The organism is Pseudomonas arvensis, assembly GCF_056688935.1.
Window position 1 is genome coordinate 344853 of sequence record NZ_CP162038.1, and the last position, 14075, is coordinate 358927.

Here is a 14075-nt window from a genome sequence, read left to right on the forward strand (position 1 = left end):
CAGCCAGTCAGCAAAAAGCCTGCGTTCAGCAGGCTTTTTGTCGAATACGGTTTATGCGGTTTCCAGCTGAGGGATCTGCATGCCGATCTTGGCCGAGGCAAAGTTCATGTCGCCGCTGGCGATGGACTGAGCCTTGAAGCCTTGGCCGATCAGATCCTTGATGTAGAGCTTGTTGTAGATGAACGCAAAGACGATGTTGCTGACGCCCATGGTGATCATCGCAATGACGAACTGGATCAAGCCATATTTCACGTCGCCGCGAAACAGTGCCGGGAAGCAACCGAAAAAGAAGGTTGTCCACGAAAAGCCGACTGGAGCTTCCTTCATCGCGCCCGTATTCGGGTTTTTGAAAATGATCGATGTGTATGCCATTTATTTCTCCATGTGCCCGTATGAGTAAGCGATACGCCGGGCTGCGCGTCGCCGGATGATGTGTCCTTGTTCCGCTGCTCTTGCGCGCACGCTCTCACCGTTTGGGCATGACCCAAGGTGGTGTTGAAGCGGGGGTGTGGAGTTGCAGCGTTTTGGGCGAGGAGCGCGGGGATACTGGATCCGCCGTCGTTGCCTGTTCCGATGCTACGTGGCAATGGCTGACGGGTTACAGGAGGGATGCATCCGCATACTGTTAATCGCCTACCTTGGCACATTTTGAATCATATCATAGCGCTACTAGTGCGCGGGGTAACGGGACAGGGCATTGGGGGTTAAATCCCAGGCAACAAAAAACCCGCACTTGGCGGGTTTCTTGTGTGTTTCAGATGACGTTTGCACCACCTGAAACTAATTAGTGGTGCCCAGAGACGGAATCGAACCGCCGACACGGGGATTTTCAATCCCCTGCTCTACCGACTGAGCTATCTGGGCAACGGGGCGCATTAAACGGGTTTTTCAGGGGGTCGTCAAGCAAGTTTTCAAAAAATATTTAATTATTACCGTCGCTTACGAGTCGACCCCGGTTTTTGATCAATTATTGAGCAGGTGGAACGTAGCCGTCGGCCTTGGCGTATTCCTCGCCGGAAAAGAACTTGTCCATCTCGCCCGCCAGGTATTTGCGGTCTTCGGCGTTCATCATGTTCAGGCGTTTCTCGTTGATCAGCAGGGTCTGGTGTTTGAGCCAGTCGCCCCAGGCTTTGGCGGAGACGTGGTCGTAGATGTCCTGACCCTTGACGCCTGGGTACGGAGGGCGTTCCAGGGCTGGCAGTTCTTCTTTGTACTTGCGGCACATTACGGTGCGGGTCATGACGACACTCCTGCGTTCAATACTTCAGCCGCGCGCTTCAGCAGTTTCTTCACCGGGGCGGCAAGGCCCAGGCGCGGCGGGGTGGCGAGGTTATACCAGAGCCAGTCGGCCTCGGCCACGTGATGGGCGGATTCCTCGACCTGGACCAGCCAGGGTTCGATGGCCAGCTGGAAGTGGCTGAAGGTATGGATCAGTCCTGGCAGCTCCTGGTGCTTGCCCAGTTCGAGCGCATGCTGGATGGCCAAGTGATCGAGGTCTTCCAGGTTGTCCAGCTCCGGCAGGCTCCACAGGCCGCCCCACAAGCCGGTTGAGGGGCGACGGTAAAGCAGGATCGCGCCCTCGGCGTTGGCCAGCATCGGCATCAGCGTGCGCTTCTGCGGGATGGTCTTGCGCGGCTTGGGGATCGGGTAGCGTGTCTCCAGGCCGAGCATGTGGGCTTCGCAGCCTTTTTCCAGCGGGCACAGCAGGCAGCTGGGTTTACTGCGCGTGCACAGGGTGGCGCCCATGTCCATCATCGCCTGGGTGTAGGCATTGACGCGATCATGGGGCGTGAAGCGTTCTGCGGTAGCCCACAGCTGCTTGGCTACCTTGGGTTCGCCTGGGTAACCCTCTTGTGCGGTAAAGCGCGCCAGTACGCGCTTAACGTTGCCGTCGAGGATCGGCGCGCGCAGGCCCATGCTCAGGCTGGCGATGGCGCCGGCGGTGGACAGGCCGATGCCGGGCAGTTCGGTGAGCTTTTCGACATCCCTGGGAAACTCGCCACCGTATTCGGCCACGACGATCTTCGCGGTCTTTTGCAGGTTGCGCGCACGGGTGTAGTAGCCAAGGCCTGTCCACAGGTGCAGCACTTCGTCCTCCGGCGCAGCGGCCAGGGCTTCGACCGTTGGCAAAGACGCCATGAACCGGTCGAAGTAATTGAGCACGGTGCTCACCTGAGTCTGTTGCAGCATGATCTCCGAGACCCACACCCGGTAAGGCGTGATGCCCTGCTGCCAGGGCAGGTCATGGCGACCGTGGCGGTCGTACCAGTCGAGCACCGCCTGTGAAAACTGCTCGTTTCTCATCGCTTGAACAGGCCCTTCAATGCATCTTTCAATTGCGGGTTTACCTTGTCGAGCTTCTCTTCCAGCTTCTCGCTGAGCTTGTTACCCGCCGCCTTGATCGCGACCTGGCTCAAGCCGTCCTTGTCCAGGCGGCAGGCCTTGGCGCCCAGTTCCAGCGGGCCACGGCAGCGCAGCGGCACTTCGATGTTGCGGAAGTTGGAGCCCACTTCGCAGGCCGGGTCCGGCACTTCGCGCTGGTCGCCTTCGACGATGATGCCGACGCGGTAGTCCATGCCCAGTACGCGCAGGTCGATATCACCGTTGCCGTTGACCGCCAGGCCGGGGATGCGCACTTTCAGGTCGGGGTTATTGGCCACGCCGTTACGGAAGCTCAGGTTGCCCTTCAACTCCTGGAAAGGCGTGTCTTTGCCGCGCTGTTCGCCGCTCAGGGTTTTGCGATTGAGCATGGCGATACCAGTGCACAGTTGCTGTTCAAGGTTGGCATTGAGCAGCACACCGTTGTTGATCACAAAGCTGGCGGTACCGTTGAGGCTGTCGATCAGCGCCTTTTGGCTATTGCCACGGCCGCTCAGGTTGCTGTCGAGAGTGACCTGGCCTTTCACGGGCGGCGTTTGCCCCTGGGCTTGCAGGATGCGTTCGACCGGGACCTGCTTGATCCGGCTTTGCAGCGCCAGCACTGGAATGTCCTGGCGCACATCGAGCGTGCCGTTGGCCTGGAAGCTGCCGTTGTAGAGGCCACCGCTCAGGGTGTCGAGCTTGAGTTGGCCGTCGATGCCGGACGCTTTGAGCACGGCATCCTGGATCGGCAATTTGCTCAGGGTCAGTTGGCCGAACGCAAGGTCGGCATTCACGTCCAGCTTGCGCAGATGGGCCAGGGGCAGCAGTTTGTCAGTGCTCCAGGCGCCTTTTGTCGGTGCATCCGGCAGCGGTGTGGTCCCGCCAGCCGCCATGGCGCCGGCTTCGCTGTTCTGTACTTCAGCCTGGCGGGCGGCGGTCGCGCCCTTGGCGGATTCGGACTTGGCCGGCAGATAGTTGTCGGCGTTGAAGGTATCGCCCTTGAGTTGCACGCGCAGCGACTGCTTGGCGAAATCATCCACGGCGACGCGGCCGGTGAAGGTGCTGCCGTCGAGCTTCAGGTTCAGGTCTTCCAGGGCCAGGCTGGTCGGCGTGCCCTGGAGGCGGCTGACCAGTTCGACCTTGCTCAGGCTGCCTTCGGCCATGGGTGGCAGGGGGTTGCCGACGCTGTCGAGGAACTTGGCCAGGTCGAACTGGGCGATGGACAGCGCGCCACTGAGCTGCGGGGTTTTGTCCAGATCATTGACCTTCAGCTCACCCAGTGCGCGCAATTGGTTGGCCGAGAGTTTCAGGTTGGTCCATTCGGCGATGTTAGCCGCCTGGTCCACCAGCAACTGGCCCTGGGTGGAAAAGGTCACGGTCTTGCCTTGCAGCGGTTCGCCGGTGGCTTCGCCGCTGATGCGCATGTCTTCAAACTGGTAGCGCTTGAGGGCGCGCTGGATGCGCAGATTGCCGTTGAGCTCGGTCTTGACGCGCATCACCGGCTGGTTGCTGCCGAAGAATGCGGTGAGCTTCACCGGAATGCTGGCGCCTTCGTGCACGGCGCCGGCGCTCAACTGGATGCTTTCGGCACTGAATTGCTTGCCGGTCTGCTCATCGTTGTATTCAACGCGGGCGTTGTTGATTGTCAGGCTGTCGATGTCCAGGCGGATCGGCTGTGCAGGCTTCTCCGGCTTGGCTTCGGGTGCCGGCTCTGCTGGAGCTGGCGCAGTGCTGGCGGTGGCATCGGGCACATTCTTGCCGATGTCTTCCCAGTTGCCATGGCCCTGCTTGTCGCGGTTGAGGCGCAGGTTGAGGCCTTCGACACGTACATCGCTCATCTGCACTTCGCGGCGCAGCAGCGGCAGTACGCGCACCGACAGGCCGAGCATCTGCAGGTCGGCGAAGGGCTGGGTTGGCGCGGTCAGGGTCGCCACGCTGGCTTCGTGCAGTTCAAGGCCGAGCCAGGGGAACAGGCTCCAGCCGATATCGCCATTGAGCGTCAGCTCGATGTGGGCCTTGTCGCGGGCAATCTGGCGAATCTCTTCTTTGTAGTCGTTGGGATCGAAAAGATGGGTCAGGGCAAAGCCCAGAGCCACGATGATCAGCAACAGCCCGAGAAGTACCAGACCCAGGATTTTGCCGAACGCTTTCATGGGCGAGTCCTTGTATGTCGATTTCAAAATTTAGCCGAAGAGTATAACGCCCGATGGCCGGCGTCAGGTCACCGATCGTTACATTGTATCTACGGGCGCGGAGGGCGGGATTCTGGCGTCAATAAAAGAGAATTTCCTGAAAAAGTGATATCAGTTTGGTTTTTCTCGCGTCCGCAGGTGCTAATCTCTGCGCGTTCGTCCGCCTTCTGCGACGTATCGTCGCGCCAAAATGGAGCTTCACTCAACAAAAACGGCCACGCTCTGCGTGCTAGGCCGAGGGGGAGAGCGCCTGACGGACGCATACCAATAACTGGGGGAAACACCAATGAGCACTAGCACTGTGGCCGGTTCTGCCGCCGCACAGCCGGCGTTCCTGTCCAAGGAACGCATCATCGCCAAGCCCGGGTTCAACCGCTGGCTGGTTCCACCGGCCGCCCTGGCCATCCACCTCTGCATCGGCATGGCCTACGGTTTTTCGGTGTTCTGGCTGCCGCTGTCCAAGGCGCTGGGTATCACCAAGCCGGTTGCCTGCGCGCCGGACATGAGCTTTATCGCCCAAGTCTTCTCGTCCCAGTGTGACTGGCCTATCTCCATGCTGGGCTGGATCTACACTCTGTTCTTCATCTTCCTGGGCTGTTCGGCAGCGATCTGGGGCGGCTGGCTGGAACATGCCGGGCCACGCAAGGCCGGCGTTGTATCGGCGCTTTGCTGGTGCGGTGGCCTGTTGATCTCGGCGTTGGGCATCTATACCCACCAGATCTGGCTGATGTGGATCGGCTCCGGCGTGATTGGCGGCATCGGCCTGGGCCTGGGCTATATCTCGCCCGTGTCGACCCTGATCAAGTGGTTCCCGGACAAGCGTGGCATGGCCACCGGCATGGCGATCATGGGTTTCGGTGGCGGCGCGATGGTCGGTGCACCGTTGGCCGCAGCGCTGATGGGTCACTTCGCTTCGCCGACCAGCGTGGGCGTATGGCAGAGCTTCCTGGTGATGGCGGCGATCTACTTCGTGTTCATGATCGGCGGCGCACTGTCCTACCGCGTGCCACCAACCGGCTGGAAGCCTGAGGGCTGGACCGCGCCGGCGAAAAAAGCCAGCAATGCGATGATCACCCACCGTCACGTGCACGTGAACGTGGCCTGGAAAACCCCGCAATTCCGCCTGGTATGGCTGGTGTTGTGCCTGAACGTATCGGCCGGTATCGGCATCCTCGGCATGGCTTCGCCGCTGCTGCAGGAAGTGTTTGGCGGCAAGTTGCTGGGTGTGGACGTGCCCTTCGGTCAACTGGACGCCGGGCAGCTGGCGTCGATCGCGGCAATCGCGGCGGGTTTCACCGGTCTGCTGAGCCTGTTCAACATCGGTGGCCGGTTCTTCTGGGCGTCGTTCTCCGACTACCTGGGCCGTAAAAACACCTACTTCGTGTTCTTCGCCCTGGGCTTTGCCCTGTACGCGCTGATCCCGAACCTGGGGCACCTGGGCAACGTGGCGCTGTTCGTGGCGGCGTTCTGCGTCATCCTGTCGATGTACGGCGGCGGTTTTGCGACCGTCCCGGCTTACCTGGCCGATCTGTTCGGCACCCAGATGGTCGGCGCGATCCACGGCCGCCTTTTGACCGCCTGGGCTGCGGCGGGCGTATTGGGCCCGGTGTTGGTGAACTACTTGCGTGAGTATCAACTGAGCATCGGCGTTGAACGTGCTGCGGCCTATGACATCACCTTGTACATCCTCGCCGGCCTCCTGGTGTTGGGCTTCATCTGTAACCTGCTGGTGCGTCCAGTGGCCGACAAGTACTTCATGACCGACGCGGAACTTGCCGCCGAACAGGCGCTGGGCCATGACAAAGGTGCTGATGCCAGCACATCCCTGGAGTGGAAAGCAGCTCCCGGCACGGTGCCAATGGCGATAGCCGCCTGGCTGGTGGTGGGTATTCCGTTGGCGTGGGGTGTGTGGGTGACCCTGCAGAAGACGGCGGTACTGTTCCACTAACACTGCAAAACCCTTGTGGGAGGGGGCTTGCCCCCGATAGCGGTGGATCAGTCACTGCATCACTGACTGAGACTCCGTCATCGGGGGCAAGCCCCCTCCCACATGTATACACATGTCTATCCCCCGACATTCCTCGCTCAACTCGTCAGTCTTATCCCCTCCGATGTTTCTGTTTAGCGCCCGCGCCCCTATAATGGCTGCCTTTTTCGCCCAATGATTTTGCGGAGCTGGTGATGGCCGAACGTAAGGCGTCCGTCGAGCGCGACACTCTGGAAACCCAGATCAAAGCCTCGATTAACCTGGATGGCACCGGAAAGGCCCGATTTGATATCGGTGTACCTTTTCTTGAGCACATGCTGGACCAGATCGCCCGTCACGGGCTGATCGACCTGGATATCGTCAGCAAGGGCGACCTGCATATCGACGACCACCACACGGTGGAAGACGTAGGCATCACCCTCGGCCAGGCATTTGCCAAGGCCATCGGCGACAAAAAAGGCATCCGTCGCTACGGCCATGCCTATGTCCCGCTGGACGAAGCGCTGTCGCGCGTAGTCATCGACTTCTCTGGCCGCCCAGGCCTGCAGATGCACGTGCCCTACACCCGCGCCACCGTGGGCGGCTTCGACGTCGACCTGTTCCAGGAATTCTTCCAGGGCTTCGTCAACCATGCACTGGTCAGCCTGCACATCGACAACCTGCGCGGCACCAACACCCACCACCAGATCGAAACCGTGTTCAAGGCCTTCGGCCGTGCGCTGCGCATGGCTGTAGAGCTGGACGACCGCATGGCCGGGCAAATGCCCTCGACCAAGGGCGTTCTGTAATGCAGACGGTCGCGGTTATCGATTACGGCATGGGTAACCTGCACTCGGTGGCCAAGGCCCTCGAACACGTGGGCGCCGGCAAGGTGCTGATCACCAGCGACGCCAACGTGATTCGCGAAGCCGACCGCGTGGTGTTCCCCGGCGTTGGTGCGATTCGCGATTGCATGGCCGAGATCCGTCGCCTGGGCTTTGACAGCCTGGTGCGCGAAGTCAGCCAGGATCGTCCGTTTCTCGGGATCTGCGTGGGCATGCAAGCCTTGCTCGACAGCAGTGAAGAGAACGACGGCGTCGACTGCATCGGTCTGTTTCCCGGCCAGGTGAAGTTCTTCGGCAAGGACCTGCATGAAGACGGCGAACACCTGAAAGTCCCGCACATGGGCTGGAACGAAGTCCGCCAGACGGTGGATCACCCGCTGTGGCACGAAGTGCCCGACATGGCGCGTTTCTACTTTGTGCACAGCTACTACATTGCCGCCGGTAAACCGGACCAGGTAGTGGGTGGCGGGCACTACGGCGTGGATTTTGCCGCAGCGCTGGCCGAAGGGTCGCGTTTTGCCGTGCAGTTCCACCCTGAGAAGAGCCATACCCATGGCCTGCAATTGCTGCAGAACTTCGCCGCCTGGGACGGGCGCTGGTAAATGGCCAGGAAGCCGAAGCCGCCGATCTTGAATCTCACGCCCGAGCAGGAGAGTGAGGCTACCCTCAAGATCAAGCGCTTCATGGAGGATCGCTTCGAGCTCAGGCTGGGCTCGTTCGAGGTCGCCGAGATTCTTGAGCTGTTTACCACCGAAGTGGCTCCGCACTATTACAACAGGGCGATTTTCGACACGCAGACGCTCCTTAAAGAAAGGTTCGAAAGCATCGAAAGCGACCTGTGGTCGCTTGAGAAACCCTGATTTCCCAAGCATTGCTGAATATCGAATAAGGTTTGCCAGATGCTGATTATCCCCGCTATCGATCTCAAGGACGGCGCTTGCGTCCGTCTGCGCCAAGGCCGCATGGAAGACTCCACAGTGTTCTCCGATGACCCGGTGAGCATGGCTGCCAAATGGGTGGAAGGGGGCTGCCGTCGTCTGCATCTGGTGGACTTGAACGGCGCCTTCGAAGGCCAGCCGGTCAATGGCGAAGTGGTTACCGCCATCGCCAAGCGCTACCCGAACCTGCCGATCCAGATCGGTGGCGGTATCCGCTCCCTGGAAACCATCGAGCACTACGTCAAGGCAGGCGTGAGCTACGTGATCATCGGCACCAAGGCTGTGAAAGATCCGGCCTTCGTTGCTGAAGCCTGCCGCGCGTTCCCAGGCAAAGTCATCGTGGGCCTGGACGCCAAGGATGGTTTCGTCGCCACCGACGGCTGGGCTGAAATCAGCACCATCCAAGTGATCGACCTGGCCAAGCAGTTCGAAGCCGACGGCGTGTCCGCCATCGTTTATACCGACATCGCCAAAGACGGCATGATGCAGGGCTGCAACGTACCGTTCACCGCCGCGCTGGCTGCGGCCACCAGGATTCCGGTGATCGCTTCCGGCGGTATTCACAACCTGGGCGACATCAAGTCGCTGCTCGACGCGAAGGCGCCGGGAATCATCGGTGCCATCACCGGCCGGGCGATCTACGAAGGTACCCTGGACGTCGCCGAAGCCCAGGCTTACTGCGATGCCTACAACGGCTGAGGACTGACCATGGCGCTGGCCAAACGCATCATCCCTTGCCTGGACGTCGACAACGGTCGGGTGGTCAAGGGCGTCAAGTTCGAGAACATCCGTGACGCCGGCGACCCGGTGGAAATCGCCCGTCGCTACGATGAGCAGGGTGCCGACGAGATTACCTTTCTCGACATCACTGCCAGCGTCGATGGCCGCGACACCACGCTGCATACCGTTGAGCGCATGGCCAGCCAGGTGTTCATCCCGCTGACCGTGGGCGGTGGCGTGCGCACCGTGCAAGACATCCGCAACCTGCTCAACGCCGGTGCGGACAAGGTCTCGATCAACACCGCCGCCGTGTTCAACCCCGAGTTCGTCGGCGAAGCCGCGCAGCACTTTGGCTCGCAGTGCATCGTCGTCGCCATCGACGCCAAGAAAGTTTCCGGGCCGGGCGAAACCCCGCGCTGGGAGATCTTCACCCACGGCGGTCGCAAGCCCACCGGGCTGGACGCGGTGGAGTGGGCGATGAAGATGGAAGGCCTGGGCGCAGGGGAAATCCTGCTGACCAGCATGGACCAGGACGGCATGAAAAACGGCTTCGACCTGGGCGTAACCCGTGCTATCAGCGATGCGCTGGGCATTCCGGTGATCGCCTCCGGCGGCGTCGGCAACCTGCAGCACCTGGCCGACGGCGTGATCGAAGGCCATGCCAGCGCAGTGCTGGCGGCGAGCATTTTTCACTTTGGCGAATACACCGTGCCTGAGGCCAAGGCCTACATGGCGGCGCGCGGTATCGTCGTTCGCTAAACGTTGCTGGACAGCATGGCAGGCGCGCGGCACTCTCTGCGCTTGCCATGGATTCCGGTAACTTTCATGTTCAAACACCTGCTGCTCGCCCTCGCCACTACCTGCGTGTTCATGGTCGGTAACGCCCACGCCAACGAACCGTCTGACGCCTCCCTGGTGTTGCTGACGGAAAACTTCCCGCCGTACAACATGGCGAAAAATGGCAAGAACTTCGCCAAGGAAGAGAATATCGAAGGCATCGCCGTGGACATCGTGCGCGAAACCTTCAAGCGTGCCGGCATTTCCTACAACCTCACCCTGCGTTTTCCCTGGGAGCGAATCTACAAACTCGCCCTGGAGAAACCCGGCTATGGCGTCTTCGTGATGGCGCGCCTGCCGGATCGTGAGGCGCTGTTCAAGTGGGTCGGCCCCATCGGCCCGGATGATTGGGTGCTGCTGGCCAAGGCCGACAGCAAGATCCAACTGGATGACCTGGAACACGCGCGCCGCTACAAGATCGGCGCCTACAAGGGTGATGCCATCGCTGAGACTCTGGAGAAACAGGGGCTCAACCCGGTGGTGGTGTTACGCGACCAGGACAACGCGCAAAAGCTGCTGGATGGGCAGATCGACCTGTGGGCCACGGGTGATCCTGCCGGGCGTTACCTGGCGCGTCAGGTCGGCGTGACCGGGCTCAAGACGGTGTTACGGTTCAACAGTGCCCAGCTCTATCTCGCATTGAACAAGGACGTACCGGACGAACTTGTGACCAAGCTGCAGGCGGCGTTGGATCAGCTGCGTCAGGACGGTGTCGTCGATCAGATCATGGCGCGCTACCTCTAGTGCTTGTGGTTGGCTCAGGTAATGCGTTGCTGGTGACCTGGCATTCTCTGGTGGGCGGGTATTCACTCCAATAGACGCTGTCGCCGTCGGTGTAGCTGACATCGGTTGCTACCTGTGTGCCGTTTTCACGTAGCAGCCGGTAGTCACTCTGGATCAGGTAGACCGCCACTGCCTTGTTGGCCGGCACAGCCGCAGTAATTTCAAACGCAGTCGAGGTGACCCAGCCGCTGGATGAGGTTTCGGTGTGGGTAAGGCCTTTGCTTAACTTGGCTGAAAACTTGATCGACGTGCCCCAAAGATTGAACTGCCACTCACCGCCAACTTCGATGGATGTTGTTTCGGTAAGTGTCTTGGATTTTCCACCATTCTCTCCACGGGTAGCAGTCCATTTGAAGGTCTGGTTGATTGACGTCTTGTTGTGTCCGAAGCCGACCAGCACATAGCGATCCGTTCGTTCCAGGCGATAGGTGGGTGACGTGAACAACTGTTCGGCCGGGCGCAGGTTGGGGTCCTTCACCGTAAACCACGGGATCTCACAGGTATGGGTGATGTGCGCCGCTTCGAACGGCGACGGCTGCCGGTAATCGGGTAGGGCCGGAGCTGGTGGCGCGGAGCTGACGGTCTGCCGGATTTGCATGCGCAGAGAGTAGGCGGCGACATGGGTTGACGGTTTGGTGTAGCTGTCGGCGCCGACAAAGGTACCTGCCGAAAAGTACGCCTCCCCGGAGGCGGCGCCAGGCGGTGAAATGCTCCAGGCGCTGAAATCCTTCTGGGCTCCGCTGCCCCTATCGTTCCAGATCAGGTCGCTGATGTAGGAGGCGATGACCAAGTCTGCTCGTACGCAACGAATGGCGTTGCGCGATGGTTTGTCGTGGCCGGTGCCGCACACCAGCCCCAGCGCCACATAGCCTTCGGGTGGAATCGGTCGCCAGATGGCACCATCGGTATGAGCGCGGGAGCCGGAATCATTCCAGACCAATTCATACTCCACGGGTGCGCTCAGAGCCTTTTCCAGGCGAGGCGCCCCGGGGATTAGCGGCGCTTCACTGGCCACTGCGACGATGCGTTTTCGGTTGATGTTGTCGTAGTTGCCAACCGCCAGGTCCCCGAGGGGGTAGAAACCATTCAAAAAGTCCGACGACGCTACGGGTCGCCAGAAGCTGACAGGCTTTGTGCTGCCGGCGCCTTTATCGTTCCAGAGTGGCGTGAATTCGCTGGTGAAGTTGATCAGCAGGTTTGAGTAGCAGATAGAGTCCATGGCGTGTCGCGTCCTGAAAGTGTAGGCCGTAAAGGTCTACTATTCAGGAGCGACTACGTCCTATGTGGTACTTACTTGCGCACCGGTTGGTAGGTACCGTTTTTTCCGTGTCCGCTCATGGCCTGATTACTGCGCACACTGATCATCAACTTGATATCAATCCACTCCACGCCTTGGGCCTTGAGCTTGGGCAATTCGCGCTCCAGCACCGCCAGGGTCTGTGGGTAAGGGTGCCCGATCATCACCGCCGAACCCTGCTTGTGCGCCAGCTTGATTGCGGTTTGCAGTTGCGCGGTGATCGCTGCCTCGGTGCGTTCGTCATCAAGGAACACATCCCGCGAAACATGCGCGAGGCCGATCTTCTGTGCCTCAGCGGCGGCCACGGTCTGCGCGCTGGTGCGGCTGTCGACGAAGAACTTGTTGCGCCGTTGCAGCTCGGCCATCAACCAGGCCATGGCGGCCGGTTGCGCGGTCATGCGGCTGCCCATGTGGTTGTTGATGCCGGCGGTGTAGGGTACGGCGTTGAATGCGGCGTCCAGACGCTTGCCGAGTTCTTCGATGGGCAGCTCAGGGTGCCAGGCGAACGGGCCGGTGGCTGGGTCCATGGGCATGTGCAGGATTACGATTTTGCCGGCCTTGTGCGCTTCACGGGCGAATTCGGCGGCGTGGGGTGTGTCGGGCATGATCGCCGTGGTGACCGGGCCCGGCAGGGCCAGCACGCGCCGATCCCGGGGCAGGTTTTGCCCGAGGTCGTCGATGATGAGGGTCAGGTAGGCTTTGTGGGATTCGCTGGCAGGGGCCGCTTGGGCGACCCCTGCCAGGCTGCACAGCACAGCGATGATCAGGGCAAAACGCATATCAACGGCTGCGCGTAATGCTCAGGCCTTTGAGCAGGCTCAGCGCCTGGGCCAGCTGGTAATCGTCGTCCTGCGGCATCGGCTTGGCTTTCTTGCTGCTGCCGGTCGGCTGGTCGGCGCCGCCGTTGCCATTGCCCAGGTGACCTTGCAGGTCGGCTTCCTTGTAGTACTCGCTGTCGATCTCGTTAGTGATCTTGGCCTTGCGCACTTCGATGTCCGGCACGATGCCCTGGGCCTGGATCGAACGGCCATTCGGTGTGTAGTACAGCGCGGTGGTGATCTTCAGTGCGCGGTCATTGTTCAACGGAAGCACAGTCTGCACCGAGCCTTTGCCGAAGCTGGTAGTGCCCATCAGCACGCCGCGTTTCTGGTCTTGCAGGGCGCCGGCGACGATTTCCGAGGCCGAGGCGCTGCCGCCGTTGATCAGCACGGCCAATGGCACGTTCTCGCTGAGGTCGTTGCCGGTGGCCGAGAAACGCAGCTCGGAATTGGCGATACGGCCCTTGGTGTAGACGATCAGGCCTTTGGTGATGAAGTGGTCGACCACTTCCACCGCCGACTGCAGCACGCCGCCTGGGTTGTTGCGCAGGTCGAGGACGATGCCGTTGAGTTTTTTGCCATTGTCCTTGCGCAGCTTGGCCAGGGCCTTGGCTACTTCGTCGCCGGTCTTGACCTGGAATTGGGTGATGCGGATGTAACCGTAGCCCGACTCCAGCAGCTGGCTCTTCACGCTCTTGACCACGATGGTCGCGCGGGTGAGTGTCACGTCGAACGGGTTGCCGCCATCGCGTACCAGGGTCAGGGTGATTTTCTGGCCGATCTTGCCGCGCATCTTGTCGACGGCTTCGGTCATGGTCTGGCCACGTGTCGGCTGGCCGTTGATCTTGACGATAAAGTCGCCAGCCTGGATACCGGCCTTGGACGCCGGGGTGTCGTCGATGGGGGAGACCACTTTGACGTTGCCGTCCTCGGCGCCGACTTCAATGCCCAGGCCGCCGAATTCACCGCTGGTGCTTTCCTGCAGCTCGGCGAAATCTTCAGGGCCCAGGTAGGCGGAGTGCGGGTCGAGGTTGCTGAGCATGCCCTTGATGGCATTCTCCAGCAGGGTCTTGTCGTCTACGGGTTCGACATAGGCTGCCTTGATCCGGTCCATGACCTCCGCGAAGGTACGCAGCTCGTCCAGCGGCAACGGTGCCTTGGTGGTCGCGGCAGAGCTGGCGGCCGTGGCGGCAGGTGCTGCCGGAGCGGCCTGGTCGGCGAAAGCCAGAGGCGCGCCGATCACCAGGGCGATCGTCAGGGCCAGCGAAGTGAGGCGGGACAAATGCAGCATGTCGAACGAACTCCTAATGTAGATGCG

At 60.8% G+C, this 14075-nt stretch carries 14 protein-coding genes and 1 tRNA gene; 7 read left to right on the top strand and 8 right to left on the bottom strand.

Annotation, left to right across the window (positions count from 1 at the left end; all coding sequences use genetic code 11):
- Positions 1-51 precede the first annotated feature (51 nt).
- The 5 genes from AB3G88_RS01550 to AB3G88_RS01570 form a co-directional block, all read right to left on the bottom strand.
- The gene (locus AB3G88_RS01550) at positions 52-372 is read right to left on the bottom strand and encodes a hypothetical protein (protein ID WP_099583874.1); all 321 of its coding nucleotides are present in this window, start codon (positions 370-372) and stop codon (positions 52-54) included.
- A 416-nt stretch (positions 373-788) separates the two neighbouring features.
- Positions 789-864: transfer RNA gene (locus AB3G88_RS01555), tRNA-Phe, on the bottom strand.
- Between the two features lie 103 nt (positions 865-967).
- Positions 968-1240 carry an oxidative damage protection protein gene (locus tag AB3G88_RS01560; protein WP_099583873.1) on the bottom strand — a complete coding sequence of 91 codons (273 nt, stop codon included), beginning with the start codon at positions 1238-1240 and terminating at the stop codon, positions 968-970.
- Complete coding sequence (gene mutY / locus AB3G88_RS01565) at positions 1237-2304, bottom strand: A/G-specific adenine glycosylase (protein ID WP_099583872.1); 1068 nt, start codon at positions 2302-2304, stop codon at positions 1237-1239. Before mutY ends, AB3G88_RS01560 begins: the two co-directional genes overlap by 4 nt.
- Positions 2301-4514 (bottom strand): AsmA family protein, encoded by a 2214-nt coding sequence (locus AB3G88_RS01570; RefSeq protein WP_400527440.1) that lies wholly within the window; start codon positions 4512-4514, stop codon positions 2301-2303. Before AB3G88_RS01570 ends, mutY begins: the two co-directional genes overlap by 4 nt.
- 325 nt (positions 4515-4839) lie before the next feature.
- Between AB3G88_RS01570 and AB3G88_RS01575 the strand changes: the two genes are divergently transcribed.
- The 7 genes from AB3G88_RS01575 (at position 4840) to AB3G88_RS01605 (ending at position 10603) form a co-directional block, all read left to right on the top strand.
- Positions 4840-6501, top strand: coding sequence for an OFA family MFS transporter (locus AB3G88_RS01575; RefSeq protein WP_158879025.1), 1662 nt, complete (start codon positions 4840-4842; stop codon positions 6499-6501).
- Between the two features lie 233 nt (positions 6502-6734).
- The gene (gene hisB / locus AB3G88_RS01580) at positions 6735-7328 is read left to right on the top strand and encodes an imidazoleglycerol-phosphate dehydratase HisB (RefSeq protein ID WP_003218037.1); all 594 of its coding nucleotides are present in this window, start codon (positions 6735-6737) and stop codon (positions 7326-7328) included.
- Positions 7328-7966, top strand: a complete 639-nt coding sequence (gene hisH, locus AB3G88_RS01585) for an imidazole glycerol phosphate synthase subunit HisH (protein ID WP_112193017.1) — start codon at positions 7328-7330, stop codon at positions 7964-7966. Before hisB ends, hisH begins: the two co-directional genes overlap by 1 nt.
- The gene (locus AB3G88_RS01590) at positions 7967-8224 is read left to right on the top strand and encodes a DUF2164 domain-containing protein (protein WP_112193018.1); all 258 of its coding nucleotides are present in this window, start codon (positions 7967-7969) and stop codon (positions 8222-8224) included.
- Positions 8225-8263: 39 nt separating this feature from the next.
- Complete coding sequence (hisA, locus tag AB3G88_RS01595) at positions 8264-9001, top strand: 1-(5-phosphoribosyl)-5-[(5-phosphoribosylamino)methylideneamino]imidazole-4-carboxamide isomerase (protein ID WP_048723388.1); 738 nt, start codon at positions 8264-8266, stop codon at positions 8999-9001.
- 9 nt (positions 9002-9010) lie between these two features.
- Positions 9011-9781, top strand: a complete 771-nt coding sequence (gene hisF, locus AB3G88_RS01600) for an imidazole glycerol phosphate synthase subunit HisF (protein ID WP_003171107.1) — start codon at positions 9011-9013, stop codon at positions 9779-9781.
- Between the two features lie 66 nt (positions 9782-9847).
- Entirely contained in the window at positions 9848-10603 is a 756-nt protein-coding gene (locus AB3G88_RS01605) for a substrate-binding periplasmic protein (protein ID WP_480452938.1), read from the top strand.
- On the opposite strand, the gene AB3G88_RS01610 is transcribed toward AB3G88_RS01605, so the two are convergent.
- The 3 genes from AB3G88_RS01610 to AB3G88_RS01620 all read right to left on the bottom strand — a co-directional run bounded on the left by AB3G88_RS01610 (position 10584) and on the right by AB3G88_RS01620 (position 14048).
- The gene (locus AB3G88_RS01610) at positions 10584-11861 is read right to left on the bottom strand and encodes a Vps62-related protein (RefSeq protein ID WP_480452940.1); all 1278 of its coding nucleotides are present in this window, start codon (positions 11859-11861) and stop codon (positions 10584-10586) included. The two genes, AB3G88_RS01605 and AB3G88_RS01610, sit on opposite strands and share 20 nt — an antisense overlap.
- A gap of 71 nt (positions 11862-11932) precedes the next feature.
- Positions 11933-12718, bottom strand: a complete 786-nt coding sequence (locus AB3G88_RS01615) for a divergent polysaccharide deacetylase family protein (protein ID WP_112193019.1) — start codon at positions 12716-12718, stop codon at positions 11933-11935.
- A 1-nt stretch (position 12719) separates the two neighbouring features.
- On the bottom strand, positions 12720-14048 hold the full coding sequence (locus AB3G88_RS01620; RefSeq protein ID WP_099583866.1) for a S41 family peptidase: 1329 nt from the start codon (positions 14046-14048) through the stop codon (positions 12720-12722).
- Positions 14049-14075 lie beyond the last annotated feature (27 nt).

What these genes read in the sequence shown, in the direction of transcription:
- AB3G88_RS01560 (WP_099583873.1), bottom strand. Translation starts at nt 1,240, where the DNA reads ATGACCCGCACCGTAATGTGCCGCAAGTACAAAGAAGAACTGCCAGCC.
- hisA (WP_048723388.1), top strand. Translation starts at nt 8,264, where the DNA reads ATGCTGATTATCCCCGCTATCGATCTCAAGGACGGCGCTTGCGTCCGT.
- AB3G88_RS01615 (WP_112193019.1), bottom strand. Translation starts at nt 12,718, where the DNA reads ATGCGTTTTGCCCTGATCATCGCTGTGCTGTGCAGCCTGGCAGGGGTC.
- AB3G88_RS01620 (WP_099583866.1), bottom strand. Translation starts at nt 14,048, where the DNA reads ATGCTGCATTTGTCCCGCCTCACTTCGCTGGCCCTGACGATCGCCCTG.
- AB3G88_RS01590 (WP_112193018.1), top strand. Translation starts at nt 7,967, where the DNA reads ATGGCCAGGAAGCCGAAGCCGCCGATCTTGAATCTCACGCCCGAGCAG.
- AB3G88_RS01575 (WP_158879025.1), top strand. Translation starts at nt 4,840, where the DNA reads ATGAGCACTAGCACTGTGGCCGGTTCTGCCGCCGCACAGCCGGCGTTC.
- hisB (WP_003218037.1), top strand. Translation starts at nt 6,735, where the DNA reads ATGGCCGAACGTAAGGCGTCCGTCGAGCGCGACACTCTGGAAACCCAG.
- hisF (WP_003171107.1), top strand. Translation starts at nt 9,011, where the DNA reads ATGGCGCTGGCCAAACGCATCATCCCTTGCCTGGACGTCGACAACGGT.
- AB3G88_RS01570 (WP_400527440.1), bottom strand. Translation starts at nt 4,514, where the DNA reads ATGAAAGCGTTCGGCAAAATCCTGGGTCTGGTACTTCTCGGGCTGTTG.
- mutY (WP_099583872.1), bottom strand. Translation starts at nt 2,304, where the DNA reads ATGAGAAACGAGCAGTTTTCACAGGCGGTGCTCGACTGGTACGACCGC.
- AB3G88_RS01610 (WP_480452940.1), bottom strand. Translation starts at nt 11,861, where the DNA reads ATGGACTCTATCTGCTACTCAAACCTGCTGATCAACTTCACCAGCGAA.
- hisH (WP_112193017.1), top strand. Translation starts at nt 7,328, where the DNA reads ATGCAGACGGTCGCGGTTATCGATTACGGCATGGGTAACCTGCACTCG.
- AB3G88_RS01550 (WP_099583874.1), bottom strand. Translation starts at nt 372, where the DNA reads ATGGCATACACATCGATCATTTTCAAAAACCCGAATACGGGCGCGATG.
- AB3G88_RS01605 (WP_480452938.1), top strand. Translation starts at nt 9,848, where the DNA reads ATGTTCAAACACCTGCTGCTCGCCCTCGCCACTACCTGCGTGTTCATG.